The sequence below is a fragment of the Streptomyces sp. NPDC012935 genome (assembly GCF_042900345.1).
GTDB lineage: Bacteria > Actinomycetota > Actinomycetes > Streptomycetales > Streptomycetaceae > Streptomyces.
Map to the genome: position 1 here is coordinate 66,905 of NZ_JBIBBC010000008.1, position 24,393 is coordinate 91,297.

At 70.2% G+C, this 24,393-nt stretch carries 23 protein-coding genes and 1 other RNA gene; 13 read left to right on the plus strand and 11 right to left on the minus strand.

Annotated elements, in window-relative coordinates:
* Positions 1 to 26 precede the first annotated feature (26 nt).
* The 8 genes from ftsX (at position 27) to dacB (ending at position 7,768) form a co-directional block, all read left to right on the plus strand.
* A complete protein-coding gene (ftsX, locus tag ACFY5C_RS20595) occupies positions 27 to 944 on the plus strand; it encodes a permease-like cell division protein FtsX (protein ID WP_389446195.1) in 918 nt (305 codons plus the stop codon).
* A 67-nt stretch (positions 945 to 1,011) separates the two neighbouring features.
* Positions 1,012 to 2,178, plus strand: a complete 1,167-nt coding sequence (locus ACFY5C_RS20600) for a S41 family peptidase (RefSeq protein ID WP_389446197.1) — start codon at positions 1,012 to 1,014, stop codon at positions 2,176 to 2,178.
* Positions 2,179 to 2,237: 59 nt separating this feature from the next.
* Positions 2,238 to 2,786, plus strand: coding sequence for an SsrA-binding protein SmpB (gene smpB, locus ACFY5C_RS20605; RefSeq protein ID WP_389446677.1), 549 nt, complete (start codon positions 2,238 to 2,240; stop codon positions 2,784 to 2,786).
* Between the two features lie 141 nt (positions 2,787 to 2,927).
* Positions 2,928 to 3,296: a transfer-messenger RNA gene (gene ssrA, locus ACFY5C_RS20610) on the plus strand.
* A 187-nt stretch (positions 3,297 to 3,483) separates the two neighbouring features.
* On the plus strand, positions 3,484 to 4,494 hold the full coding sequence (locus ACFY5C_RS20615) for a DUF4232 domain-containing protein (protein WP_389446198.1): 1,011 nt from the start codon (positions 3,484 to 3,486) through the stop codon (positions 4,492 to 4,494).
* The gene (locus tag ACFY5C_RS20620) at positions 4,491 to 5,054 is read left to right on the plus strand and encodes a hypothetical protein (RefSeq protein ID WP_389446200.1); all 564 of its coding nucleotides are present in this window, start codon (positions 4,491 to 4,493) and stop codon (positions 5,052 to 5,054) included. Before ACFY5C_RS20615 ends, ACFY5C_RS20620 begins: the two co-directional genes overlap by 4 nt.
* Positions 5,055 to 5,141: 87 nt before the next feature.
* Positions 5,142 to 6,125, plus strand: a complete 984-nt coding sequence (locus tag ACFY5C_RS20625) for an alpha/beta hydrolase family esterase (RefSeq protein WP_389446201.1) — start codon at positions 5,142 to 5,144, stop codon at positions 6,123 to 6,125.
* 50 nt (positions 6,126 to 6,175) lie between these two features.
* Positions 6,176 to 7,768 carry a D-alanyl-D-alanine carboxypeptidase/D-alanyl-D-alanine-endopeptidase gene (gene dacB / locus ACFY5C_RS20630; RefSeq protein ID WP_389446203.1) on the plus strand — a complete coding sequence of 531 codons (1,593 nt, stop codon included), beginning with the start codon at positions 6,176 to 6,178 and terminating at the stop codon, positions 7,766 to 7,768.
* 102 nt (positions 7,769 to 7,870) lie between these two features.
* Here the strand turns inward: dacB and ACFY5C_RS20635 are convergent, their stop codons facing one another.
* Both ACFY5C_RS20635 and ACFY5C_RS20640 read right to left on the minus strand, forming a co-directional pair.
* Positions 7,871 to 8,716 carry an SDR family oxidoreductase gene (locus tag ACFY5C_RS20635; protein ID WP_389446205.1) on the minus strand — a complete coding sequence of 282 codons (846 nt, stop codon included), beginning with the start codon at positions 8,714 to 8,716 and terminating at the stop codon, positions 7,871 to 7,873.
* 102 nt (positions 8,717 to 8,818) lie between these two features.
* Positions 8,819 to 9,784 carry a helix-turn-helix transcriptional regulator gene (locus ACFY5C_RS20640; protein WP_389446207.1) on the minus strand — a complete coding sequence of 322 codons (966 nt, stop codon included), beginning with the start codon at positions 9,782 to 9,784 and terminating at the stop codon, positions 8,819 to 8,821.
* A gap of 64 nt (positions 9,785 to 9,848) precedes the next feature.
* On the opposite strand from ACFY5C_RS20640, the gene ACFY5C_RS20645 reads away from it, so the two are divergent.
* Positions 9,849 to 10,430: a TIGR03086 family metal-binding protein gene (locus ACFY5C_RS20645; protein ID WP_363039900.1), complete on the plus strand. Its 582-nt coding sequence runs from the start codon at positions 9,849 to 9,851 to the stop codon at positions 10,428 to 10,430.
* A gap of 76 nt (positions 10,431 to 10,506) precedes the next feature.
* On the opposite strand, the gene ACFY5C_RS20650 is transcribed toward ACFY5C_RS20645, so the two are convergent.
* The 5 genes from ACFY5C_RS20650 to ACFY5C_RS20670 form a co-directional block, all read right to left on the minus strand.
* The gene (locus tag ACFY5C_RS20650; RefSeq protein ID WP_389446209.1) at positions 10,507 to 12,024 is read right to left on the minus strand and encodes an FAD-binding oxidoreductase; all 1,518 of its coding nucleotides are present in this window, start codon (positions 12,022 to 12,024) and stop codon (positions 10,507 to 10,509) included.
* 135 nt (positions 12,025 to 12,159) lie between these two features.
* Positions 12,160 to 13,863: an NAD(P)/FAD-dependent oxidoreductase gene (locus ACFY5C_RS20655; protein WP_389446211.1), complete on the minus strand. Its 1,704-nt coding sequence runs from the start codon at positions 13,861 to 13,863 to the stop codon at positions 12,160 to 12,162.
* A gap of 136 nt (positions 13,864 to 13,999) precedes the next feature.
* Positions 14,000 to 15,469 (minus strand): FAD-dependent monooxygenase, encoded by a 1,470-nt coding sequence (locus ACFY5C_RS20660; protein WP_389446212.1) that lies wholly within the window; start codon positions 15,467 to 15,469, stop codon positions 14,000 to 14,002.
* A 175-nt stretch (positions 15,470 to 15,644) separates the two neighbouring features.
* Positions 15,645 to 16,040: a pyridoxamine 5'-phosphate oxidase family protein gene (locus tag ACFY5C_RS20665; protein WP_389446214.1), complete on the minus strand. Its 396-nt coding sequence runs from the start codon at positions 16,038 to 16,040 to the stop codon at positions 15,645 to 15,647.
* 33 nt (positions 16,041 to 16,073) lie between these two features.
* The gene (locus ACFY5C_RS20670) at positions 16,074 to 17,564 is read right to left on the minus strand and encodes an MFS transporter (protein WP_389446216.1); all 1,491 of its coding nucleotides are present in this window, start codon (positions 17,562 to 17,564) and stop codon (positions 16,074 to 16,076) included.
* A 165-nt stretch (positions 17,565 to 17,729) separates the two neighbouring features.
* Between ACFY5C_RS20670 and ACFY5C_RS20675 the strand changes: the two genes are divergently transcribed.
* Entirely contained in the window at positions 17,730 to 18,149 is a 420-nt protein-coding gene (locus ACFY5C_RS20675; protein ID WP_389446217.1) for a winged helix-turn-helix transcriptional regulator, read from the plus strand.
* Positions 18,150 to 18,186: 37 nt separating this feature from the next.
* Here the strand turns inward: ACFY5C_RS20675 and ACFY5C_RS20680 are convergent, their stop codons facing one another.
* From ACFY5C_RS20680 to ACFY5C_RS20690, 3 genes are read right to left on the minus strand one after another with little or no spacing between them, the layout of a single operon-like run.
* Positions 18,187 to 18,738, minus strand: a complete 552-nt coding sequence (locus tag ACFY5C_RS20680; protein ID WP_389446219.1) for a flavin reductase family protein — start codon at positions 18,736 to 18,738, stop codon at positions 18,187 to 18,189.
* Between the two features lie 13 nt (positions 18,739 to 18,751).
* Positions 18,752 to 20,062, minus strand: coding sequence for a cation:proton antiporter (locus tag ACFY5C_RS20685; RefSeq protein WP_389446221.1), 1,311 nt, complete (start codon positions 20,060 to 20,062; stop codon positions 18,752 to 18,754).
* The gene (locus tag ACFY5C_RS20690; RefSeq protein ID WP_389446223.1) at positions 20,059 to 20,502 is read right to left on the minus strand and encodes a nuclear transport factor 2 family protein; all 444 of its coding nucleotides are present in this window, start codon (positions 20,500 to 20,502) and stop codon (positions 20,059 to 20,061) included. Before ACFY5C_RS20690 ends, ACFY5C_RS20685 begins: the two co-directional genes overlap by 4 nt.
* 260 nt (positions 20,503 to 20,762) lie before the next feature.
* On the opposite strand from ACFY5C_RS20690, the gene ACFY5C_RS20695 reads away from it, so the two are divergent.
* Both ACFY5C_RS20695 and ACFY5C_RS20700 read left to right on the plus strand, forming a co-directional pair.
* Entirely contained in the window at positions 20,763 to 21,455 is a 693-nt protein-coding gene (locus ACFY5C_RS20695; RefSeq protein ID WP_389446225.1) for an antibiotic biosynthesis monooxygenase family protein, read from the plus strand.
* A gap of 64 nt (positions 21,456 to 21,519) precedes the next feature.
* Positions 21,520 to 22,194, plus strand: coding sequence for a response regulator transcription factor (locus ACFY5C_RS20700; protein ID WP_389446227.1), 675 nt, complete (start codon positions 21,520 to 21,522; stop codon positions 22,192 to 22,194).
* A gap of 50 nt (positions 22,195 to 22,244) precedes the next feature.
* On the opposite strand, the gene ACFY5C_RS20705 is transcribed toward ACFY5C_RS20700, so the two are convergent.
* Positions 22,245 to 23,069 (minus strand): ScbR family autoregulator-binding transcription factor, encoded by an 825-nt coding sequence (locus ACFY5C_RS20705; protein WP_389446229.1) that lies wholly within the window; start codon positions 23,067 to 23,069, stop codon positions 22,245 to 22,247.
* A 119-nt stretch (positions 23,070 to 23,188) separates the two neighbouring features.
* Here ACFY5C_RS20705 and ACFY5C_RS20710 point away from each other — a divergent pair, with 119 nt between their 5' ends.
* Positions 23,189 to 24,283, plus strand: a complete 1,095-nt coding sequence (locus ACFY5C_RS20710; protein ID WP_389446231.1) for a ScbA/BarX family gamma-butyrolactone biosynthesis protein — start codon at positions 23,189 to 23,191, stop codon at positions 24,281 to 24,283.
* Positions 24,284 to 24,393 lie beyond the last annotated feature (110 nt).

A 24,393-nucleotide genomic window follows, 5' to 3' on the forward strand; every position in this document is an offset into this window, starting at 1 on the left:
CCACGGAAAGGCCTGAAGAAGACGCCATGCGCGCCCAGTTCGTACTCTCCGAGATCGGTGTCGGTCTCCGCCGCAATCTGACGATGACCTTCGCCGTCATCGTCTCCGTCGCCCTGTCGCTCGCCCTGTTCGGCGGGTCGCTCCTGATGAGCGACCAGGTCAGCACCATGAAGGGCTACTGGTACGACAAGGTCAACGTCTCGGTGTTCCTCTGCAACAAGAGCGACGCCGAGTCCGACCCCAACTGCGCCAAGGGCGCGGTGACCGACGACCAGAAGAAGGAGATCCTCGCCGACCTGGACAAGATGACGGTCGTCGAGAAGGTCACCTACGAGTCGCAGGACCAGGCGTACAAGCACTACAAGGAGCAGTTCGGCGACTCCCCGCTGGCCGCCTCGCTCACGCCGGACCAGATGCAGGAGTCGTACCGGATCAAGCTGAAGGACCCGGAGAAGTACCAGGTCATCGCGACTGCCTTCGACGGGCGCGACGGTGTGCAGTCGGTGCAGGACCAAAAGGGCATTCTGGACAACCTCTTCGGGTTGCTGAACGGCATGAACTGGGCCGCGCGTGCCGTGATGGCGCTGATGCTCGTGGTCGCGCTCATGCTGATCGTCAACACCGTGCGGGTGTCCGCGTTCAGCCGACGGCGTGAGACCGGCATCATGCGGCTGGTCGGCGCCTCCGGCTTCTACATCCAGGCGCCGTTCATCATGGAGGCCGCGGTCGCCGGACTCATCGGCGGGTCGGTCGCCTGCGCCTTCCTGGTGATGGCCAGGTACTTCATCATCGACCACGGTCTGGCCCTGTCGGAGAAGCTGACGCTGATCAACTTCATCGGCTGGGACGCGGTGTTGACGAAGCTGCCGCTCATCCTCGCGACGAGCCTGCTGATGCCCGCGTTGGCAGCGTTCTTCGCGTTGCGCAAGTATCTGAAGGTGTGACCAACGCCAAGGGGGCCGTCCGGTCAACGGACCGTACGGCCCCTCGCGTTGTCCTAGACTCACCGGCATGTCAGGTCGTGACCTGTTCTGTCAGCCCCGCCGCTTCGGCCGCGGGGCCGCCCTGACATTGGTCTTCGCGAGTGTGCTCGTCGCCGGTGCCGCGACCGGCTCGCTGCCCGGCCCTGACCGGAAAACCTCCACGGACGCCGCCGGTTCGGCCGCTCCGGCGGGCCGGCACGTGGATGTCGCCGAGGCGGCCGCCGAGGCCATGGCCGCGGGCAAGTCCCCCATGGAGGCCGCCGAGCGCGCCGTCAGCCGCAGCGGAGACCGCTGGGGCGCCGTCTACTCCCAGGGCGAGTACGAGGAGTTCGAGGATGCCCTCGACGGCGAGTACACCGGCGTCGGGCTGTGGGCGCGCCGCGAGCGGGACGGCCGTATCGAGGTGACCAGGGTGCGGGCGGGGTCGCCCGCCGCCGTCGCCGGGATCCGCGCGGGCGACCTGGTGCGCACTGTCGACGGCAAGAAGGTCGACGGGATTCCGGTCACCGAGGTCGTCTCCTTACTGCGGGGCGACGCGACCGACGCGGACGCGGGTACGGCGGTGGACGTGGGGCTGGAGCGCGGCACGCAGGCGTGGGACCTCACGCTGCGCCGGGCCCGGCTGTCCACCGACTCGGTCACCGTGCGAGAACTCGCCGACGGTGTCACCGTCATCAGGATCGCCTCCTTCACCAAGGGCTCCGGCGACGCGGTCCGCGAGGCCGTACGACATGCCCCGGCCGCCACCGGCGTCGTCCTCGACCTGCGGGGCAACTCCGGGGGCCTGGTCACCGAGGCCGTCACCGCCACCTCCGCCTTCCTCGACGGCGGCCTCGTCGCCACGTACGACGTCGACGGTGACCAGCGCGCCCTGCACGCCGAACCCGGCGGCGACACCGCCAGACCTCTGGTCGCGCTCGTCGACGGCGGCACCATGAGCGCGGCCGAGCTGCTCACCGGCGCCCTGCAGGACCGCGGCCGCGCGGTCGTCGTGGGCACCCGCACCTTCGGCAAGGGCTCGGTCCAGATGCCGAGCCGCCTCCCCGACGGCTCCGTCGCCGAGCTGACCGTCGGGCACTACCGAACCCCGTCCGGCAGGACCGTCGACGGCCGCGGCATCACCCCCGACCTGGAGGCCGACCAACAGGTCCTGGAGCGGGCCGAGACGGTCCTCAGCGGCCTCGGCGACTCGTAAATCGGCTTTCCCCGCACCCCCTCCGTAGTGCGAAAATGGACGGCACTATGAGCAAGGGAATGTACGTACCCAAGGAGTCCCAGCCCAAGCAGGGCGGTGGGTCGGCCGGCAAGGCGGGCCGAGACGGCGAGAAGGGCGGCAAGCGCAAGATCGTCGCCCAGAACAAGAAGGCCCGGCACGACTACGCGATCATCGACACCTTCGAGGCCGGCCTGGTCCTCATGGGCACCGAGGTCAAGTCGCTGCGTGAGGGTCGGACCTCGCTGACCGACGGCTTCGTCCAGATCGACCGGGGTGAGGCGTGGCTGCACAACGCCCACATCCCCGAGTATCACCAGGGCAGCTGGACCAACCACTCCGCACGCCGCAAGCGCAAGCTGCTGCTGCACCGTGAGGAGATCGACAAGCTGGAGGCGAAGTCCCAGGAGACGGGTCACACGATCGTGCCCCTCGCCCTGTACTTCAAGGACGGTCGCGCGAAGGCGGAGATCGCTCTGGCGCGAGGCAAGAAGGAGTACGACAAGCGCCAGACCCTGCGGGAGAAGCAGGACCGGCGGGAGTCGGACCGGGCGATCGCGGCGGCGAAGCGGCGGCAGCGCGCCCAGTAGCAGGCTGCCCCAGTAGCAGGCTGCAAGGAATACGCTGGCATGGTCGTGCGTTGGTCACGTACGATGGCACTGCACCTCACAGAGGGTGCGCGCCCCTCTCCGGCAGCCGGAGGTTTCCGGAGGGGATTGAAAAAACAACATGGGGATGATCGGTTTCGACAGCGGCTGTTGAAGCAGGGGAAGCGTGTCGAGGAAGCGGCAATGATCTCGTAAACCATATGTCGCAAAAAATAATCGCCAACACCAAGCGCGATTCCTTCGCCCTCGCTGCCTAAGTAGCGACTTGCGAAGTGTCAGCCCGGGGCTGTTCCCGACCCGGATCCTGGCATCAGCTAGGGAACTAAACCTTGATCCCGGTCACGGGGTGAAGAGGGAAACCAAACAGTGACTGGGCCCGTCGGCGACTTGTTCGCGTGATCGCCGGGGCCGAGAAAATCGCAGCGAACTGCACACGGAGAAGCCCTGATTCTGCACCGTTGGACGCGGGTTCGATTCCCGCCATCTCCACGATCGGGAGGTTTTCGAACCTCCCTAACCCATGTGGGCAAAGGCCCCGCCGCCTCCGGGCAGCGGGGCCTTTGTCATGCCGGACGGTAGCGCCGGGCCTTGCGGGGCCGGAGTGATCTGTGACACCCCTGTGACCGGAGGTGTGGGTTCCGCCACAGACCGTGGGCGCGGCCCCTGGTGAGCTGGGCGGATGCCTACCGCCTCGCGCACCGTCCCCGTTGCCCTCGCCGGTGTTCTGCTGCTGGCCGCATGCGGTTCCCAGAGTGCCTCCCCGGGCGATGACACGACGAGGGCTCGCGGCGCCGGGGCCCCGGTCAGCGCCGCGTCGCTGTGCCCGTCGGACTTCGTGCAGTACGGCAGCCCGCCACCGTCCCTCGAACCGGCCGTCACCCCTTCCGGTACGCCGACACCGCTGCCCCTGCCCTCCTCGGCCGACGGCCCGGGCGAGGACGGGGTCAAGGTGACCGGCCTGTACGCCTGGGGTCAGGACAGCGGCTGTGACGCCGACTTCTCCGCCGCGTTCGAGGTCACCAACCGGGGGACGCAGGCGGCCACTTACACGGTGACCATCGGGTTCCTGTCGGCGTCCGGAGGAGCCGTCGACAACGTCGAACAGACCGTCGCGTCGGTGGGGCCGGGCCGGACCGTCAAGGCGGCCGTCGCCATGACCGAGCCCACCGCTCACGCACCCGAGGTGACGGGCGCGAAGGTGCTCAAGGTGCGCAGCGTTCCCGTCGTTGAGGGGTCCTCCGCCTCGGGGCCGTGCCCGGCGTCCGGGGTGCATGTCTACGCGGACGAGGGCGACGCCGCCATGGGGCTGCGCGTCGTCGGCCTGCAGCTCGTCAACTGCGGCACCAAGAGCTATGAGGTCAACGGCTACCCGAAGCTCGAACTCCTCGACGCGGACCACGATGTCGTCGACGGCGTGCGGATCCTTCAGGGCACCGATCAGATCAGCACCGGAATCCGTGGGACCGGCCGGCCGCAACTGGTGGTGCTGCGGCCGGGTGAGGCCGCCCAGTCGACCTTGGCCTGGCGGAACACCGTCGAGGCCGGCGTCGGCGACCCGGTCAACGCGCCGTACGTCCGGGTGCGGGCCAAGCAGGGTGCCGACCCCGTGACGGTGATGCCGGAGCTGGACCTCGGGACGACCGGGAAGCTCGGCGTAGGGCCGTGGGAGAAGGACGAGACGTACCGGTGACGGGTCTGCTCGCCGTCCTGGCGGGTGCCCTCGCGCTGGGCCTGCTCGTCCATCCGCGCATCGTGCCCGGCGTCAAGGTCCTCGTCCTCACCGCGCCTCCGGTGGCGGGAGTGGCCTGGCTGCTGGACGAGGTGTTCGGGCGGCTCGGCCTCGCCGTCACCGTCGTCGCCGTGTACGTCGTCGTGCTGGTCGCGCTGAACGGACTCATCGGCCATCCCCGTCTTCCGGCCTGGGCGAGGGCGACGGCGTTCGTCACGATTCCGGTCGCGGCGGTGGCCTGGCTGCTGGTCGTCACGGCGGACGACACGGCCAAGGACCCCGGCGAGGACCCGTGCTCCCTGCGCTACGGCGGCGTCCCGGTCTCCAAGGCGTTTCCCCCACAGGCGTACTGCCTCCATGAGGGCGGCAGCACCGACAACCTCGCGTCGGGCGCCCAGTTCGTGTTCTGGGTCTGCTTCGTCAGCAGCCTGTTGCTGCTCGCGGTCGGGCTGTGGGAGGTCGCGCGGGAACCGCGCAGGCTCGTGCGGCAGTTCCGTACGGACCCCTCGCCCGCTCGATGAACCACCGTGAACCACCATGGGTGAGGCGCCCGTTGTGGTGTCCCACTCCATATCGACGGGTCGTTCACGCTTCTACGGTCCCTCCGCATGACACAGACCAGAGCCGCAAGCCGTCGAATCGCCGTCTGCGCGAGCCTGCTCGTCGCACTGATCGCCGCCTTTCTCACGCCGGGCCGAGCCGAGGCCGCCTCCCTCCAGGAGGTCACCGGGTTCGGCTCCAACCCCGGTGCGCTGCGCATGTTCCGGTACGTCCCCGACGGGCTGCCCGCCGGACGGCCCGTGGTCGTCGCGCTGCACGGCTGCACGCAGAACGCCTCCGGATACGGCACCGGCAGCGGATGGCTCCAGCTCGCCGACCGCTGGGGCTTCTCCGTCGTGCTGCCGCAGCAGCAGAGCGCCAACAACGCCTCGTCCTGCTTCAACTGGTTCCAGACCGGCGACATCGCGCGCGGCCAGGGCGAGGCCGCCTCCGTGGCCCAGATGGTCGACCGGCAGCTCGCCGACACCTCCGCGGACGCGTCGCGCGTGTATGCCACCGGGCTGTCCGCCGGGGGCGGGATGACCGCGGTGATGATGGCGGCGTACCCGGAGAAGTTCGCGGCGGGCGGGATCGTCGCCGGGCTGCCGTACGGGTGTGCGCAGGCGGCCGGGTCGCCGTATGTGTGCATGTACGTCGGAGCGACGCAGACCCCGAAGCAGTGGGGGGACCGGGTGCGGGCCGCCCGGCCCGGGTACGCGGGGCCCTGGCCGACCCTCGTCGCCTTCCAGGGCACGGCCGACTACACCGTCAAGCCCGTCAACATGACCGACCTGGTGAAGCAGTGGACCGATGTGCACGGGGGCGATCAGGCCGCCGACGTGAGTGACACCGTGGCCGGGTATCCGCATCAGGTCTTCCGGGACGCGGGCGGGCGCGCGGTCGTGGAGACGTACAGCATCACCGGGATGGGGCACGGGCAGCCCGTCGATCCGGGGAGCGGGAGCGAGCAGTGCGGGAGTGCCGGGGCGTATGTCCTCGACGTGAACCTGTGTGCGGCGTATCGGACGGGGCGGGCCTGGGGACTGGGGTGAGCCGCGGGCGCTCTGTCGCCGCGGGCGGTTGTCCGGGATGCTGCTGAAGCATGAGCGGACCCGTGAGAACTTCCGGGAGATGCGTCAACTCCCGCAGCAGACTGTGGACATGGCCCGTCGCCGTGGCGCTCGTCGCCGCCGTCCTGGGGCCCGGCGCGCAGGCCGGTGCGGACTCGGACCGTACCGGCCTGCCGGAGGCAATCGACACCATCCTGGGCGATGCACGGATGGAGGGCGGCGTGGCGAGCGTCGTGGTGGCGGACGCCGGCACCGGTGAGCTCCTCTACCGGCATCTGCCCACCACCCGGCTGATGCCCGCCTCCAACACCAAGCTCGCCACCTCGGCCGCGGCCATGGAGATCCTCGGGCCGCAGCACCGGTTCACCACCGACGTGCTGACCACCGGCCGCCGGCACGGCTCCGTGCTGCGGGGCGACCTGTATCTGCGCGGCACCGGGGACCCGACCCTGCTCGCCGGCGACTACGACCGGCTCGCCGCGCGTCTCGCCGCGTCGGGCATCAGGCGCGTGGACGGGCGGCTGATCGCCGACGACACCCGGTTCGACAGCGTGCGGCTCGGGCGGTCCTGGGCCGCCGACGACGAGTCGTCGTACTACTCGGCCCAGATCAGCGCGCTGAGCGTGGCGCCGGACACCGACTACGACACCGGGACCGTGATCGTCACGGTCGGGCCGGGGGAGGACGCCGGTGCCGAACCGGTCGTCACCGTCACGCCCGACACCGACTACGTCGACATCGACGTGCGGGCCACGACGGTCGCCGCCGGCGGGGCGAACGATCTCACCGTCGAGCGCGAGCACGGCACGAACACCGTCGTCGTCAGCGGTACGACACCTGTCGGGGGCGCCGGTGCCAAGGAGTGGGTCAGCGTGTGGGGGCCCACCGGGCATGCCGCCGCGGTCTTCCGGGACGCGCTCGCGGACCACGGCGTCAAGGTCGCGGGGCCGACCCGCCTGGGACGCCACACTCCCGCAGGAGCGGCGGTGCTGGCCTCGCACGACTCCATGGCTCTCAAGGACCTGCTCATCCCGTTCATGAAGCTGTCCAACAACATGCACGCCGAGATCCTCACCAAGGCCATGGGCCACGAGGTCTCGCGGCAGGGGAGCTGGGGCGCCGGGCTGGACGCGATCAGCGGCTACCTCAAGGGCGTCGGCGTCGACGCCGGGAAGGTGCGGCAGGTCGACGGCTCGGGGCTGTCGCGGATGGACAACTTCGCCGCCGGGCAGCTCGTCGAGCTGCTCCTCGCCGTGCGGGCGGAGCCCTGGTACGCCGACTGGCACCGTTCGCTGCCGGTCGCCTGCGACCCCGACCGCTTCGTCGGCGGCACGCTGCGGTCGCGCATGTGCGGGACACCGGCCGCGCTCAACGCCCGTGCCAAGACGGGGTCGTTGACGGGCGCGTCGGCTCTTTCCGGGTACGTCACCGACTCCGGCGGGCGTGAACTCGTCTACGGCATCGTCCTCAACAACTACCTGGCCTCGTCCGTGAAGCCGTTGGAGGACGCCATCGTGGTGACGCTGGCCCGGTCGAGCGCCGAGGCGGCCGGGCCGGCGTCGGTCCGCGGCGGCGGGACGAACACGGATGTCGAGTGTGCCTGGCGCAAGCCCGACCTGTGCTGAGGCCGAATGGCCCGCCCCGGACCCGTACGGGGGAATTCCAGGTCCGGGGCGGTGCTGAGGGGCCTCGGCGGGCGCATTACTCCACGGCGCCGGGCGTCGGCGTCACTTGAAGGCGTGGACGTTGCGCCGGGCCCAGCCCGCGAAGGAGCCGGCCGGGCGGCCGAGGATCTTCTCCGTGTCGGGGCTGACCCGCTGCTCGGCGGGGAGCGGCTCGCCGAGGATGTCGAGCGTGCCGTCGATCACCGGCTCGGGCATGAACTGCGCCATGTGCTCGCGCGCCTGCTCACGGGTCAGCTCCACGAAGCCGACCTGCTCACCGATCGCCTCGGCCAGCGCCGCCGCCTGCTCGCGCGGGGTGACGGCGGCCGGGCCGGTCAGCTCGTACGTCCGGCCGGTGTGGCCCTCCTCGCGCAGGACGACGGCGGCGACCTCGGAGATGTCCGCCGGGTCCACGACCGGCAGCGCCACGTCGGCGAACGGGGCGATCACCGCGCGCTTCGTGCGGACGCTCTCGATCCAGGCGTAGGCGTTGGAGGCGAAGCCGCCCGGGCGCAGGATCGTCCAGTCCAGGCCCGAGGAGCGTACGGCCTCCTCGAACTCCCGCAGCCGGCCGTGCGAGAGGGCGTCCGGGCGGGTGCCGTTGATCTGCGAGGAGAGCAGCACCACGCGCCGTACGCCGGCCTCCTTGGCCGCCGCCAGCACGTCGACCGCGGGCGCGCCGCCGCCGAGCAGCTCACCGGCGAGCAGGATGAACAGGGCCTCGGCGCCGTCCAGGGCGGGGCCCAGGGTGGCGGGATCGGCGAGGTCGGCGCGGACATGCCGCGCTCCCTCCGGAAGGTCGTAGGAGAGGGGATTGCGGGAAACGGCCGTCACCTTCTCGCCTGCGGCGGCGAGGGTCTCGACGAGCGGGCGGCCGACGTTTCCGGAGGCTCCGGTAACAACGAACATGAGAACTCCCAAATGTGGGTGAAGAGGGTTGAGTTGGGGCGGATCCACGCGATGTCTGCGACGTTAGCATCCTCCGTATAGTAGGTACCTAGAGGAAAGTGACTATGGGGCTGCTGCTTCCTGGAGCGCCCCGTAGTGCGCCGTCAGGTCGCGGCCGAGGCGGGCCAGGTGTTCGCGTGCCTGGGGCGGGCCCACCACCTCGACCCGGGTCCCCAGCCCGGCCAGCTGGGCGGCCAGCACCTCCACCGATGGCCCGGCGGCCTCGATCTCCCTTCTGCCGTCCTCGAGTAACCGGCCGACGCTCAGCCGCCCGCCGAGCAGCCGCTGGAGCACGGGCAGGGCGTCCTGATCGGCCCGCGCCGTCACGGTCGCGGCGAGCAGGCGGTCCTCCAGCCGGCTGACCAACCCCCGCCAGGCGGCCGTCAGATCGAAGTCGGCGGGGCGGCGGACCGGCTCGTCGGTCGGCTCCGCCGAGGTCACCCGGCCCAGCCGGAAGGAACGCAGGCCGTCCGGCGTGCCGGCCACCAGGTACCAGTGGCCCGCCTTGAGGACCAGCCCGAGCGGGTCCACGGTGCGCTCGTGCGGTACGCCGCCGGGGCGGGCGTAGCCGAGCCGGACCCGTACGCCGTCCAGCACCGCGCGCTCCAGGGCCGTATGGTGCGGGCCGCTCGCCATCACGGCGGTGCGCGACCAGTCCTGGTTGTCGACGAGCCGTGCCCGGGACGCCGCCTCGGCGTGCGGCCGCAGCGGCTCCGGCACCGCACGCAGCAACTTCCTGAGCGCCGAGCGCAGTTCGGGGGAGGCCGCCGAGGAGCCCGCGGCCAGGAACAGCGCCTGCACCTCCGGCGAGGTGAGCCCGGTCAGATCCGTGCGCGCTCCGCCGACCAGCCGCCATCCGCCGCCCCGACCGCGCTGCGCGTACACGGGGACGCCGGAGGCGATCAGGGCCTCCAGGTCGCGCCGCGCGGTGCGTTCGGAGACCTCCAGCTCGGCGGCGAGTTCCGCGGCCGTCACCCGGCCGCGCGCCTGGAGGAAGAGCAGAGCCGCCACCAGTCGGTCAGCTCGCATCAGTGATCAGCCTTTCCTGGAAAGTGGCCGGAGGGTGGCCTGTTTGGCCGGAAGACTCGATGACATGACGAACTCCATGAGCGACCCCCGCAACGGACTGCTGAAGGCCGTCGACCTGGCCGGTGACGTGCTCGCCTCGGTGCGGCCCGAGGACTACGACCGCACCACGCCGTGTCCCGACTACTCGGTGCGCCAACTGTCCAATCACCTTGTCTCCGTGCTCCGCCGGGTTGCCGTGATCGGCGCCGGCGGACAGTTCTTCAGCGTTCCGCACTTCGCCGAGGACGTCGCCGACGGCGCCTGGGCCGAGGCCTGGGCCGCCGGGACGAAGGAGCTGCGGTCCGTCTGGACGGACCCGGCGGTTCTGGGCCGGGAGATCGGGCTGCCCTGGGGGCCCGTCCCCGGCGCCGCCGCCGCGGTCATCTACACCAACGAGTTCGTGCTGCACACCTGGGACCTGGCCAAGGCGACCGGACAGAGCCCCGCCTGGGACGACGAGGTACTGGCCGCCCCGCTCGCCGCCATGCAGCGCGCCGTGCCCCGCGAACCGCGCGGCGGCCAGGTGCCGTTCGGCCCCGTCGTGGACGTTCCGGAGGACGCCCCCGCCATCGACCGCCTGGTCGGCTGGTACGGCCGCAAGCCCTGAGCCGGTACCGCGCTTCCCCCGCGAGGCCGCCGGACCCCGTTGTCCGGCGGCCTTTCGTGGAGTCGGTTCGTGCCGGTCAGGCGCCTATGGACTGCGGGAAGCGGAAGAACCGGTACGGGTCGTACTTGGACTTGATCCGGGTCAGCCGGGAGTAGTTCTCCGCGTAGTACGACGCCTTCCAGTCCTGCAGCGACGGGTCCATCCAGTTCTGGTAGGTCTCGCCGTTCGACAGCGGGTCGATCGTCGCGAAGCCGTTGTCGGCCCAGGTGTTCGCGACCGCCTTGGCCTCGTCGGTCACCTGGGCCGGGTCGTTGATCAGGACCCGGTAGTTGACCGAGAAGAGCGAGTCGCGGTGGACGTACGCCGTGGCGGTGCGCGACACCTCGTTGGCGGCGCCGCCGAAGAAGTGGAAGTCCAGGTAACGCGCCTGCCCCGCCCTGCGGTTCGCGTCGAACGCCGTCATCACGTCGGCCCAGCCGCTCGCCGCATACGGCGCACTGCCCATCCGGGTGCGCTCCAGGCCGTAGGCCGGGCGGGACAGCGTGCCCTCGGGAGTCTTCTCGGACCGCTGGCACTGGGCCTCGGTGAGGGTGGCGCAGCCGAAGATCATCATCATGAGCTGCTGGTACGTCATGACGCCGTCCTGGCGCTGCACGGGAGCGCCGGTCAGGGCGGTCAACCGGGCCGCCTCACCGGCGAGTTCGGCCGGTGTCCCGCGGGAGGCGAGGAAGACGTTGGCCTGCGGCACCGAGCCGGGCGCCGCGTCGGGCTGTACGACGTAGGCGCCGCCGCCGATGGTGTGCGGGGCGTCCACCAGCCACCGGGCCACACCGTCGAGGACGTCGGCCATCCGGTCGTAGGGGAAGATCAGGTTGCTGATGGCCATCTGGTCGCCGCTGTGCGGGGTGACCGTGAACCGGGTGACGATGCCGAAGTTGCCGCCACCGCCGCCGCGGATCGCCCAGAACAGGTCCGGGTACTGCTTCGCCGAGGTGGTCACCACACGGCCGTCGGCGAGCACCACCTGGGCGGCGGTCACCGCGTCGCTGGCCATGCCCGTCGGCCGGGTCAGGAAGCCGAAGCCGCCGCCCTGCAGGAAGCCGCCCGCGCACACGGTCGGGCAGCCGCCCTCGCTGACCACGAGGTGGTGCGGGGCCAGCGCGTTGAGGATGTTGACGTTCTGCGCGCCCGGGCCGATCTCCACCGACGAGGGGCTCTTCACCGTCACGGCGTTGAGCCTCGACACGTCGATGACCAGGCCCGGCGTGGTGGACCAGCCGCCGTAGTTGTGGCCGCCACTGCGGACCGCCGTACGGACGCCGTTGTCCTGGGCGAAGCGCACGCAGACCGAGACGTCCGCCGCGTTCGCGCAGTAGGCCACCGCCTGCGGGTTGACGGCGTCGAACTGGCCCAGCTCCAGCTGGCGGGCGACGGAGTAGTAGGGGTCGGTGGGCAGCACGAGCCGGCCCGAGAGCCTGGCCGCGAGTTGGCTCCACGGTGTCCCCGAGCCCTCGGCGGCGACGGGGATGGCGGGCACGAGGGCGATGCCGGCTGCGGCCGAGCCGGCGCCGAGCAGGGTTCTACGACTGATCACACGGTGTCCCAGTGTCGATGCGGGTGTGGTGGACGGAGGTTCTTCGGTGAGGAGGGCCGGGGGCCCGCACAGGGCCTGCGCGTGGGGGTGGCACCACGCCCTGTGCGGGCCGGTCTCAGGGGGTGCGGGCGGCGGTCAGGAGACCTTCTTGCCGCGTACGGCGGACTTGGCGACGCCCTTGAGCATCGAGCGGCCGAGGTCGCGCATCTCCTTGGGGCCGTTGGTGCTCGCCCACCACATGAACTTGATCATCGTGGGGGTGGTGGCCCGGTAGAAGCGGTGGTCCTCGCCGTCCTTCCAGCCGAAGGGCGTGTTGACCGACTCGCAGTCGTTGATGGCCTGGAAGACGATGTCGGCCGCCTTGTCGCCGTCGATCTCGCCGTCCTCGTAGCGCACACAGGTCTCGTGCGTGACGTCGAGAAGGTGCTTGAAGGCGTGGCTGTCCGGCCACCACAGGCCCGGGTAGGGCGAGTTCTCCATCTCGCGGAAGTGCCGGTCGTCGCCGTCCAGGGTGAACTCCTGACGGGCCTGGATCTGCCGCATGGTGGCGGGCGTGGTGAAGCAGGCCCACACCCGGAACACCGCGTTCCAGAGCCGGAAGTGGGAGAACGCGATGTAGGAGCTGTCGACGATCATGTCGTTGTACTTGAGCAGCCCCTGCTCCAGTTGCTCGACGTACTCGAACCGCTTCGCGGAGAAGTCGTCGTCGCGCAGTGCGTCGAGCACGCGGTAGCACAGCGCGTCCACGACCTCGAACGTGTTGGACAGGCCGCGCGAGTACAGCGGGTCGACGAAGCCGGCCGCGTGCGACATCAGGCACCAGCGGTCGCCGACGGTCTGCTTGGACGAGTACTGGATCCGGTCCGGCGTGGAGATCCACTCGCGCACCCGGCTCGCACCCTCGAACTGGCGCTTCACCGCCGGATACATGTCGAGGTAGTGGTTGAACTCCTCGTCCGGGGTCATGTCCTTGGGCTGCGGGTACAGGCGCTCGTCGAAGGTGAGACCGACGCTGCACATCGGGTTGCGGGAGTCCTCGTGGTTGTCGAACGGGATGATCCAGAACCAGCCGCGTTCGATCAGATGGTGCAGGGTGCCGCCGTGGAACGGGGACTCGGCCGGGGGCCGCAGCGCCTCGGGGTAGTTGCACACGTCGTCGTACGGCTTGATGCCGACGTAGTGCGTGAACAGCGAGCGCGCGTGGTGCTTGATCCGCGAGGGCTTCTCGCGCAGGTCGAACTTCTGGGCGAGCGGGGAGCGGAAGCCGCTGGCGTCGATGAGGTACTTCGCGCGGAACACCTCGCCGCTCTGGCCGGTGACGGTGACGCCCTCGTCGTCGAAGTCCAGGTCGGTGGCGCGCCAGTTCTGCCGCAGGGTGCAGCCGTACTTGGCGGCGACGTTGAAGTAGTAGGTGTCGGTGTCCTGGCGGAACATGTGCGACGCCTCGGTCAGCATCTTCGGGATGACGAACATCGTCGCCTCGCGCGGGTCCGGCTCCCGGTCCGGGACGTGCCGTACGAAACCGAAGCTCTGCTTCCTGCCGTGGTGGGCGCCGATGTACTTGGTGACCGCCTTGATGTCGAGCAGGTGCTTGATCTCGGGGACGTCGTAGCGCACGGCGAGGATGTGCAGCCACTCCACGAGCTGCGGGTTCTGCGACTCACCGACCGCGAACCGCGGGTGCTGGCCGGCGTCGACGAGCACCACCTTCGCGCCCTGCCGGGCCAGGATCGCGCCGGTGATCGAGCCGCCGATCCCGGCGCCCAGGATGATGACGTCGCACTCGGTCCACTCGCCGGCTTTCGGTGTGGGCATCTGTGTCTCGGCCTTGCCGGTCAACTCGGAACTCCTCTTCTGACGTACGTACGGGGCAGCGCCCCAAAGGGGCGCGGGCCTGTATCGACATGCGGCTCCGCCGCGTGGGCGTGACCAGCCACGACGGAGCCGCGGACGACGCACGACCCATCGCGGAACCTCAAGCGGAGCGCGGGCCGCCGAACCAGCGCTGCAGGGCCTCGGTCAAACCGGCGGAGCCGTCCGTGCCGACCCACGCGATGTAGCCGTCGGGGCGGACCAGCAGGTCGGCGGCCGGGGCGGCGGGGTCGGGGCGGGAGGCGGCGACGACGTCCACGCGGTCCGCCCAGCCGGCGGCGGCCTCGGTGAGGGCGTCGCCACCGCGCAGGTTCAGCAGCAACGGGCGCCCGCGCGTGAGCAGTTCGTACGTGCTGCTCTTCTCGTCGCCGACCAGCAGCTCCTGGTCGGGCAGCCGGCGGCCGAGCAGCGGGTGGCCGCCCTCGCCCATGTCGTAGCCGATGTCCAGGCCGGTGACCAGGCCGACCAGATGACGGCGGACCTCCTCGATGCCGACCAGCTCGCCGAAGAGCCGGCGCAGCGGCTCCATCTCGGGGCCGCCGAGATACAGGGAGCGCTGCACCAGGGTGTTGGCGACGATGCGGGCGCCGACCGGGTGGCGCTCGGTGTGGTAGGTGTCCAGCAGACCCTCGGGTGCGTGCCCGTCGAGCTCGGCCGCCAGCTTCCAGCCGAGGTTCACCACGTCGCCGACGGCGGCGCTGATGCCCTGGGCGCCGATCGGCAGGTGGATGTGCGCGGCGTCGCCCGCGAGGAAGACCCGGCCCCGGCGGTACTCGGCGGCCTGACGGCTGCCGTCGGTGAAGTAGCTGGTCCACAGCGGCTTGTGGCCGGTGATGTCCTCGCCGGTGACGCGCTGGAAGGCGGCGGCGACCTCGGGGAAGGTGGGCGCCTCCTGGGTGGGGCGGACACCGGCGCCGCGCTCGAAGACGACGACACGGGTGGCCTGCGGGCCGAGCGGGAGCACCACGACCATGCCGGACTCGCCGACCTCTCCGGTCGGGCGGATGCGCAGCTCGTTGGTGGCGACATCGGCCATCAGCATCTCGATGGTGGCGCTGGTGCCGGGGAAGTCGATGCCGGCCAGCTTGCGCACCGTGGAGCGGGCTCCGTCACAGCCGACCAGGTAGGCCGCGCGCAGCGTCTCGACGCCGTCGGCGGTGCCGACCTCGACGACGACGCCCTGCTCGTCCTGGGTCATGCCGACGACCTCGTGCCCGCGGCGGATCTCGGCGCCGAGGCCCCTCGCCCACTCGAGCAGAATCGCCTCGGTCCGCGACTGCGGAACACCACGGACGCCGAAATTGCCGCCCTCGACGATGCGATAGTCAATGGGCAGCCCACCGAAATGCCCGAAGGGTATCGTTTCGAGTTGACCGAATTTCTCGAGAAGTCCACGCTGGCCGAACTCCTCGATGGTACGGGCGGAAAACCCGAGCGCCCGGGACTGCTGCATCGGCTCCGCCAGGCGGTCGAGTACGACCACCGACCGCCCGGCCAGGCGGAGTTCACCGGCCAGCATGAGTCCGGAAGGGCCGGCCCCGGCGACAATCACGTCGGCATGAAAGTTATCCATGGTTCCTCTCCCAGTGGATTTTTCTCCAGTATTCCGGGGGAGTTGGGGAAGCTGAACTGCCGCAAGTACAGGTCTCTGACAAGTTTCGTCAGAGATTCTGCAGCTGCGTCAGGCGGTGGAAATACACGAGGGCGCCGGAAGGAACTTCCGACGCCCTCGGCCGGTTCGGACCCGGCTAGAGCAGGCCCAGCACCCGGTCGACCTGGATCTCGATCACGACCAGGCCCGGCGGCTCCGGCGGCGGCGTCCAGTACCGCTTGGCGTACCGCCGTATGCCCTCCTGGACCCGTAACGGGTCGTCGTGGACGGTGGCGGTGCCCTCCAGGGTGATCCAGCGGGGCCCCACCGTCTGGCACAGGGAGGCCCGGCCGGCGGAACCGGCCAGCACGTTCCTGGCCTTGCGCCGTGTCACCGCGGTCATGACCCGCGCCAGGCCCGCCTCCCCGTCCCAGGTGAACCGCACGGGCGTCACATGGGGCGAGCCGTCGGGGCGCAGCGTGGTGAAGGTGCACAGATGGTTCTCGGCGAGGAAGTCCTCGGCCGCGGAGGACAACCGTGGTGACGTCGGCATGGTGGCTTTCCGATCTATGGCGGGGTTCCGATCTCAGGCTTTGGCGGGAGCGGCGGCCGGCTGCTCCGATGCCCTGGTGAAGGGCAGCAGGAGCAGCGTGAGGAGCAGGCCGGCCACGGCGAAGCAGGCGCCCGCGAGGAACGCGTCGTGGAAGACCTCGGTGCGCGCCTGGGTCACCCGCGCGGGCACCCCGTCCGCCCACTCGGTCAGCTGCTCGACCTGGCGGAAGGCGTAGGTGGCGGCCACGGCGAGGCCGAGGGCACCACCGACCTCCTGCGCGGTGTTGATGAGCCCCGCGGACAGGCCGGACTCGTCCTCCTGGGTGCCGGTGAACGCGGCGACCTGCACCGGCACGAAGGACAGCCCGAGACCGAGGCCGGAGATCAGGAAGGCGGGCAGCAGGTCCACGACGTAGGAGGCGTCGGACGGGGCCCGCCACAGCAGGAACATGCCGACGCTGGTCAGCGTCAGGCCGACCATCAGCACCGGCTTGGCGGCGACCTTGGTCACCAGCTGGGAGGCGATACCGGCGCCGACCGCGACGATCACGGCGAGCGGGACGTAGGCCAGACCGGTCTTCAGGGCCGACCAGTTGAGGACCTGCTGCATGAAGAGGCTGGCGAAGAAGAACAGCGTGACGCAGGTGCCGAGCAGCAGGACGGCGACGATGTTGGAGGCCCTGAGCGACTTGCGCTTGAAGACCCCGAGCGGGATCAGCGGTGCCTCGGCGCGGCGCTCGATCAGCAGGAACGTGATGAGCAGGACCGCGGAGAGGGCGAAGCCGCCGTAGACGCGGCCCATCGGGACGTCCGAGTCGTCGATGGTCTGGCCGAGGCTGAAGATCAGCAGCACGAGACCGGCGGTCAGCGTCACGGCGCCGGCGACGTCGAAGGAGCGGCTGCGCTCCGCGGCGCGGCTCTCGCCGACGATCCTCGGGGCGATCAGGGCGCAGACCAGGCCGATCGGCACGTTGATGAAGAAGATCCAGCGCCAGCCCGGACCGTCGGTGAGCAGACCGCCCAGGGTGACACCGGCGACGGCGGCGATACCGCTGAGCGCGCCCCAGGCACCGAGCGCCTTGTTGCGCTCGGCGCCCTCCGCGAAGTTGTTGGCGAGCAGGGACAGCGCGGCGGTCGCGATGAACGCGGCGCCGAGGCCCTGGGCGCCGCGCGCCACGATCAGCATGGCCGCGCTCTGCCCGAACCCGGCGAGCAGGGAGGACAGGGCGAAGAGGATCAGGCCGGTCTGCAGCATCCGGCGACGGCCGAAGGCGTCGGCCAGTCGGCCGGTCAGCAGCAGGAACCCGCCGAGCAGCATGCCGTACGTGGTGACGATGTACTGCAACGACGTCTGGGAGATGTGCAGTTCGTCCTCGATGGTCGGCAGGGCCACGTTGACGATGGACACATCGAGGAAGGTCATGAAGCCGGCCAGGCAGAGGAACGCCAGGATGAGCCCCGGGCGGTGCGGCGGGGCCGATTCGTCGGTGGGGTGGGGAAGGCGCAGCGACTCTTGGGTCGACATGTCGCTCCTAATGGAGGTGACGGAAGGGTTCCGTAGGGACGGACATCCGGAGGGAAAGGACATGGCGCGAGGCCGGGAGCGGGAGCCCGCTCACCGTCTTCCGGGAAGCTAGCATCCTGGGTAAAGTAGGTACCTAGAGGAAAGTGACTTCCTGGGAGGGTCCGAATGGGCAGCACTGGCGCCATGGGCAGCACCACCACACGTGGCGGACAGGTCGACTCGGAGCTGGCGTGCCCGGTCTCCCCGGTGGTCGACATCGTCTTCAGCCGCTGGACGACACCGATCCTGTGGACGCTGCACGAGTTCGGCCGGCAGCGTTTCGTCGAGCTCCAGCGCAACATCCGCACCATCACGCCGAAGGTCCTCACCCAGCGGCTGCGCCAGATGGAGCGCGACGGCCTGGTCGTGCGGACGTACCACCCCGAGGTGCCGCCCCGGGTCGAGTACGAGATCAGCGAGCTGGGCCGCAGCCTGGCGCCGATCTTCGCCCACCTCGCCGAGTGGTCCGCGGAGAACCTCCAGAAGGTCGAGCGGGCCAGGCGTGAGTTCGACACGGCGGACGAACCGACGCCGGTGTCGCGGTGAGCCGCGCCGGGACCGGCTGCCGGCTCCTGACCGGCTGCTAGCCCCGGGCCGGCGTAGGGACATCGGTGTCGAGAACGCGCATCGAGCCCTTGTAGAAGACCAGCGGGTCGGCTTCTTGCGTCGACGTGCCCAGGGCGGTCACCTCACCGAGCAGGATGGCGTGGTCGCCGCCGTCGTACTCGTCGGCAAGGCGGCACTCCAGGAAGGCCAGCGCCTCGGTGAGGACCGGCAGTCCGCCGGTGGAGCGGTGGTGCGGGACCTCCGCCAGGCGCGCCGACTCGCGGCCCGCGAACTTCCAGGCGAGGCCTTCCTGGCTACGTGTCAGGAAGTTGACCACGAAGCCGCCGGACGACTGCAGGGCGGGGCGCAGCCGCGACTGCTTGTGGAGGCAGAACAGCACCAGCGGCGGCTCCAGTGAGACGGACGTGAAGGAGTTCACCGTGGTGGCGGCGCCGCCCTCGGGGCCTGCGGTGGTGATGACGGTGACGCCGGTGGCGAAGTTGCCGCACACCGTGCGCAACGCGCGGCTGTCGACCGGCGGTTGCGGCAGATGCCGGCCGTGCTGGGACAACGGCTGGACGGGTATCACGTGAGCCCCCTCGTCAGGTGCGCGGCGCGGTCGCGTCCGCGACGGGTGTACGTGTCTTCTGGGTCACGCCGGCTGTGAGGTGCTCGCGCCGGGACAGCAGCGGAGCCGCCATCGCCGTCGTCACGAGGGCCATGATCACCAGCATGGTGAACATCCGTCCGTCGAGCACTCCGAGGCTCACGGCGGCGTTGAGGATGATGAGCTCGGTCAGGCCACGGGTGTTCATCAGCACCCCCAGGTCCTTGGACTCACGCCAGGACAGGCCGGACAGGCGGGCCGGGACGATCGCGCCGAGCAGCTTGCCCGTGCAGGCCACGGCGATGACCAGGGCCAGTGACAGAGAGTCGGTCGCGGTCAGGGAGCCGAGGTCGACGCCGAGGCCGGTGACGATGAAGAACACCGGCAGCAGCACGACGCTGACGTCGTCCAGCGGCCGGCGCAGGTTCGCCGCGAGCACCCTCCTGGGCTCGCGCGGCATGACGAAACCGAACAGGAACGCGCCGAAGATCTGGTGGATGCCGATCCATGAGGTCAGCCACGACGAGGCGAACACACCCGCGCACAGCACCGCGAGCAGCGCGCTCCAGCGCTCCATGGCGGCCCACCGCCACACCAGCCGGGCCACCAGCGGCCGTACCACCATGAACATCAGCGCGACATAGACCACGCTCAGCGCCCCGATCCGGGCCAGGTCCGCGTAGTCACCCTCCGAGCTGACGAGCGCCGACACATACGCCAGCAGACACCAGGCGAGGATGTCGTCGATCGCGGCGCTGGCCAGTGACAGGGCGCCGACCCGGGTGTCCATCAGTTTGTTCTCGGTGAGGATCCGTGCCAGCACGGGGAACGCCGTCACGGACATCGCGGTGCCCATGAAGGTGGCGAACGCGAGGAAGGAGATGTGCTTGCCGGCCACGGTGTCGTGGTGCGGATACAGCACGACCGCCGCGGCGACGCCCAGCCCGAAGGCCAGCACGATCGACGACACCGAGACACCCGCCGCCAGCCGCGCGTGCGGCCGTATCAGCCGTTTCTCGAACTCCCAGCCGACCACGAACATGAACAGGACCAGGCCGACCTGGGAGACCGCCGAAAGCAACGGCCGTACGTCAGCAGGGAACAGACGCTCCGTCAGGTTCCCGGGGAACAGGCCGAGCAGACTCGGGCCGAGCACGATGCCGGCGGTGATCTCGCCGATCACCTTCGGCTGGCCCAGCTTCCGCGCGAGTGCCCCGAGTGCGGCACCGACCAGCAGGATCACACCGATGCCGAGCAGCATCGTCGCGACCTGCTGCTCCTGATTCCCGGCCGCCAGTACGGTCATCGGGCGTCCCTGGGCCGCGGCGGGCTGCCCGTCGACCAGACCAGCTGGAACGACAGCTCCGTCAGACGCCAGCCGTCCTCGGTGTGCCGGGCCGCACCGTGCACGAGGGTGCCGGCGACGAACAGCGGATCGCCGGGCGCGTCCGGATGGTGTACGTGCGTGGAGACCAGGTTCGCGCGCAGCACCGCCTCCTTCTCGCCGGTGAGGTCCACCACCGGCGGGGAGTTGAGATGCTGGGTGCGCGCGAACGCGTCGAGCGCCTGCCGGTGCCAGGCGGCGAGCCCTTCGATGCCCTCGTGCACGCTCATCGGGAACTCGACACGGGCGTCGTCGCTGAACAGCGTGCCCGCCCAGGCGTCGTCGAGTTTGTCCTCGTCGAGGCCCAACAGATATCGGTCCAGCAAGGTGCTGATTTCGGCTGCTGACGTGACGGAATTCATTACCCGAGCATCGCGCGGTGGCCAATGGGCGCCCAAGGGCACTTGTCGAAGACCTGACGTAGCTGCGGAAGATCTGACGCTGACGGAAAAGACCTGACAATCCGCGCGCAGTCCTGAACACAGCAGCCTTCAGCAGGAGTTGAGGGCTTGTCATGCTGGTCGGGAAGCACTGATCCGCTGAGCTGATCCGCTGAGCCGGAAATTCGAGTTCTGCTTCTTTCGTCAACCTTTCATCACCCGATCTACCGGAAGAGAAGAGAATGCCGAAGATCGCAGCCGATGGTAAGAACCTGACCGTCCTCAACCTGTTCTCGACCGACTCCGCCGAGAAGCAGGACAGCCTGCTCGCCGCGATGCGCGAGATCGTCGACGCCGCCGCCTACGACGGCTGGATCTCCAGCACCGTGCACAGCGGGCAGACCAAGTTCGGCACCGCCAACTTCATCCAGTGGCGCTCCACCGAGGACCTGGAGGCCCGGTACGCCGGCGAGGAGTTCAAGCACCGCACCCTGCCGCTCTTCGGTGAGATCACCACCGCGATCCGGCTGCTGCAGAACGAGGCGGTGTTCACCCAGTCGAAGCCGGGCGCCGGGGACACCGAGATCGGGCCGGAGCGCGAGGACTACACGGTCATCGACCTGTACGGCGTCGCCGAGAAGCACCAGGACGAGCTGGTCGAGACGCTCGGCGCTGCCCAGGACTGGCTGCAGAAGGTCCCGGGGTACCGCAGCCACACGGTGCTGCGCGGTCTGCGCGGCCGTGGCATCGAGGGCAAGTGGGTCGTCGTCTACGCGCAGTGGGACAGCAAGGAGGCCTACGACGCGTTCCGCGAGCAGCCCGTGGCGCAGCGGTCGGCGGAGCGGCAGAAGATCGACGCCAAGCTGGACGCGTTGGCCATCTGGCGGGACTCCAACACCTACCGAGTGGTGCACACCCGGTCGGCGGGCGAGTGACAGTCCGGGCCGTCGACCGGGAGGTGCCTGGCGCCGCCCGGACGCGGCCCGGAGTGGAGTGCACATGCGCGTACTTGTGATCGACCCGGATGACGGGACCGCCGAGCCTCTGGTCTGCCGCCTGGTGCGCAACGGCCATCAGGTCCGGCGGGCCCGCACCGGACGGGCGGCCCTCCAGGCGTGGGAGCAGGCCGAAGTCGTGCTGCTCGACCTGGAGTTGCCCGATCTCGACGGTCTGCAGGTGTGCGCCGAGATCCGGGCCCGGGGCACCACCCCGCTGATCGCCTTCACCAGCCGGGACACCGAACTGGACCGGGTGCTCAGCCTGCGGTCGGGTGCGGACGACTGTCTGGTGAAGCCGTACGGGTTCCGGGAGCTGATCGCCCGGATGAACGCGGTGACCCGGCGCGTCGCCACCGGCGGGGGTCCGGCCGGCGTGTCCTGCGGGGCCCTGCGGCTGGACCCCGGGACGCGTGAGGCGTGGGTGGGGGAGCAGCCTCTGGAGCTCACCCGCAAGGAGTTCGACATCCTGCTGCTGCTGGCCTCGGCACCGGAGACGGTGATCTCGCGCCGGGACCTGATCGCCGGGGTCTGGGCGGACGAGTGGGCCATCTCCACCCGCACGGTCGACACCCACGTCAGTGCCCTGCGCGCCAAGCTGGGCGAGGGCTGGATCACCACGGTCCGGGGCGTCGGCTACCGCCTGGAGGACACGTCGCCCTCCGCCCCGCTTCGATGATGTGCGGTGCCGGTTTCCCGGGGGGGCGTGGGGGCGTCGCGACCCGCCGATCAGGCAGCGCTGCCCTCCCCCTCCGGGGCAGCGCTCCCTTCCCGTTCCCGGGTGGCGGCGGTGTCGGGTTCCCAGGCCGGGCCCGCCTCCGACGCGCAGCCGTCGTCGGCCGCGGCGTCGTACTCCTCGTCGGCCGGTGCCTCCTCCCCCTCCAGCGCCGCATCGCGCGACGCGAGCAGGGACACGGCTCGGTCGGGGGTCAGCTCCAGCGTCGGGAGGATCTGCGGCATCGCGACGGTCGGCAGGAGGTGGCGGAACATGGAGATCACCCGGCGGGTCAAGTCCTTGCGCTGGCACAGCACTTGGGACGTCCACTGGATGCCGGTGAAGGACCCGGACAGCAGCTCCGCCGTCTCCGCCGGATCCACGTGCGGCAGCAACTCGCCGCGTTCGCGCGCCTCGACGAGCAGTCCGGTGAGCCGGTCCGCCCAGGACTGGAACGGTCTGCCGTGAAAGGGATTGGCGCCCTCGCCGCCTTCGGCGCTCTCGGCGCTCTCGCTCCACTGGTCCATGGCGAGTCCGACGCTGGCACGGGTCAGCGGGTCATGCTGCAGCTGGTGCGCGAACAACAGGCCCTGGTCGGCGAGTTCCTGCAGCTTCGTGCGCTGCGGCGGCAGCGGGCCGAGTTCCAGCTGCGCCGCTATCACTCCGAGGGCCAGGTCCTCCTTGGAGGTGAAGTGGAAGTACAGCGCCCCCTTGGTGACACCGGCCCGCGCAATGATCTCCGTGATCGTGGCAGTGCTGTAGCCCCGCTCGTCGAACACCTCGGCCGCCGCCAGCAGGATCGACTTGCGGGTCTGGATGGCTCTTGCTTGACGTGCCATGCGTCCGTGCCTGTTTCTATGTCAGAGCTTGGTCAGGTCCCCCCGCAAAGAGAACCGGACTGCCAGTCTTTTGTCGAGAGGGGAACGATCCCCTCATGTAGCGACTCAGGGGGCAATCCATGCCTGATGGCGCGATATCTGTAGTCGACCGATTTGTTGAGTCTCGTACCGGTCTGGACCCGACGCCTGAGCGGTCCGACCCCGCTGACGGGGAGAACACGGCCTGCCACACCGGTCCGCCGGCCGGGCATGCCGTACCGATCCACTCGGAAGAGTCCGCCGCCCGGCCCGCATACCGGACCGACTCCCCGGTTCTGATTCCGGACGGCCGGGCCACTGCCGAGCTGTGCCACCGCCCGCACCCCGAGGACCGGTTCCCCGTCGAGTGGCTGCGCCTGAGCGAGCACCGGTTCCTCGTCTCGGTGAACTGGCCCTCCGCACACCGCTTCTTCGCCCCGCTGCCCGGCGGGCGTCAGGACCCGCTGCTCGTCGCCGAGACCACCCGGCAGGCGACGATGATGCTGGCCCACGCCGAGTTCGGAGTGCCGATCGGCGACCAGTTCCTGATGCGGGAGCTCGGATACCAGGTCGAGGCAACGGAGTTCACCGTGGCGGGCGCCTCGGGCGCCATCGACGTCGTGGTCGAGTGCACCGACGTCCAGCTACGCGCCGGGCGCCTCGTCGGCATGCGCGTCGACCTGCGCTTCCAGCGTCACGGCCGGCTGCTCGCCACGAGCATGGGCATCCTGGGCTGCACCTCGGCACGCGTCTACCGCCGGCTGCGCGGCGAGCGGATGTCCGTCACGGGTCGCGCAGTGCCGCCGCTGCCCACTGTGGCGCCCCGCGAGACCGGCCGCGGTGACCGCAAGGACGTCGTCCTCGCCCCTTCCAGGCACCGCCCCGGCTGGCGCCTCCGCCTGGACACCACGCACCCCACACTCTTCGCCCGTCCCAACGACCACGTCCCCGGCATGGTGCTCCTCGAGGCCGCACGCCAGGCCGCCAACGTCATGACGCCCGGGCACGACTTCCACCCCGCGTCGATGCGGATCGCCTTCCACAAGTACTGCGAACTGACCGAGCCCTGCTGGATCCTGGCCCGGCCCGGCAGGTCCGCGGAGCAGGGCGCCGTGATGCGCGTGCAGGGACTCCAGCAGGACGAACCCGTCTTCACCGTGACCCTGGGCGCCGGCGCGACTAGGGACGGCGGCTGAACGGTCCCGTCCTGGCGGCGGGACTCGGGCCCCCGCGGATTCACCGCTCATCTCGTCCGACCCGGGTGGCGGACATACGGTCGCCACGGCCTGCGCGTCGCGGGGGCGGC

What these genes read in the sequence shown, in the direction of transcription:
- ACFY5C_RS20635 (WP_389446205.1), bottom strand. Translation starts at nt 8,716, where the DNA reads ATGTTCGTTGTTACCGGAGCCTCCGGAAACGTCGGCCGCCCGCTCGTC.
- ACFY5C_RS20615 (WP_389446198.1), top strand. Translation starts at nt 3,484, where the DNA reads ATGCCTACCGCCTCGCGCACCGTCCCCGTTGCCCTCGCCGGTGTTCTG.
- dacB (WP_389446203.1), top strand. Translation starts at nt 6,176, where the DNA reads ATGAGCGGACCCGTGAGAACTTCCGGGAGATGCGTCAACTCCCGCAGC.
- ACFY5C_RS20660 (WP_389446212.1), bottom strand. Translation starts at nt 15,469, where the DNA reads ATGGATAACTTTCATGCCGACGTGATTGTCGCCGGGGCCGGCCCTTCC.
- ACFY5C_RS20675 (WP_389446217.1), top strand. Translation starts at nt 17,730, where the DNA reads ATGGGCAGCACTGGCGCCATGGGCAGCACCACCACACGTGGCGGACAG.
- ACFY5C_RS20695 (WP_389446225.1), top strand. Translation starts at nt 20,763, where the DNA reads ATGCCGAAGATCGCAGCCGATGGTAAGAACCTGACCGTCCTCAACCTG.
- ACFY5C_RS20710 (WP_389446231.1), top strand. Translation starts at nt 23,189, where the DNA reads ATGCCTGATGGCGCGATATCTGTAGTCGACCGATTTGTTGAGTCTCGT.
- ACFY5C_RS20645 (WP_363039900.1), top strand. Translation starts at nt 9,849, where the DNA reads ATGACGAACTCCATGAGCGACCCCCGCAACGGACTGCTGAAGGCCGTC.
- ACFY5C_RS20685 (WP_389446221.1), bottom strand. Translation starts at nt 20,062, where the DNA reads ATGACCGTACTGGCGGCCGGGAATCAGGAGCAGCAGGTCGCGACGATG.
- ACFY5C_RS20625 (WP_389446201.1), top strand. Translation starts at nt 5,142, where the DNA reads ATGACACAGACCAGAGCCGCAAGCCGTCGAATCGCCGTCTGCGCGAGC.
- ACFY5C_RS20705 (WP_389446229.1), bottom strand. Translation starts at nt 23,069, where the DNA reads ATGGCACGTCAAGCAAGAGCCATCCAGACCCGCAAGTCGATCCTGCTG.
- ACFY5C_RS20700 (WP_389446227.1), top strand. Translation starts at nt 21,520, where the DNA reads ATGCGCGTACTTGTGATCGACCCGGATGACGGGACCGCCGAGCCTCTG.
- smpB (WP_389446677.1), top strand. Translation starts at nt 2,238, where the DNA reads ATGTACGTACCCAAGGAGTCCCAGCCCAAGCAGGGCGGTGGGTCGGCC.
- ACFY5C_RS20640 (WP_389446207.1), bottom strand. Translation starts at nt 9,784, where the DNA reads ATGCGAGCTGACCGACTGGTGGCGGCTCTGCTCTTCCTCCAGGCGCGC.
- ACFY5C_RS20665 (WP_389446214.1), bottom strand. Translation starts at nt 16,040, where the DNA reads ATGCCGACGTCACCACGGTTGTCCTCCGCGGCCGAGGACTTCCTCGCC.
- ACFY5C_RS20600 (WP_389446197.1), top strand. Translation starts at nt 1,012, where the DNA reads ATGTCAGGTCGTGACCTGTTCTGTCAGCCCCGCCGCTTCGGCCGCGGG.
- ftsX (WP_389446195.1), top strand. Translation starts at nt 27, where the DNA reads ATGCGCGCCCAGTTCGTACTCTCCGAGATCGGTGTCGGTCTCCGCCGC.
- ACFY5C_RS20670 (WP_389446216.1), bottom strand. Translation starts at nt 17,564, where the DNA reads ATGTCGACCCAAGAGTCGCTGCGCCTTCCCCACCCCACCGACGAATCG.
- ACFY5C_RS20690 (WP_389446223.1), bottom strand. Translation starts at nt 20,502, where the DNA reads ATGAATTCCGTCACGTCAGCAGCCGAAATCAGCACCTTGCTGGACCGA.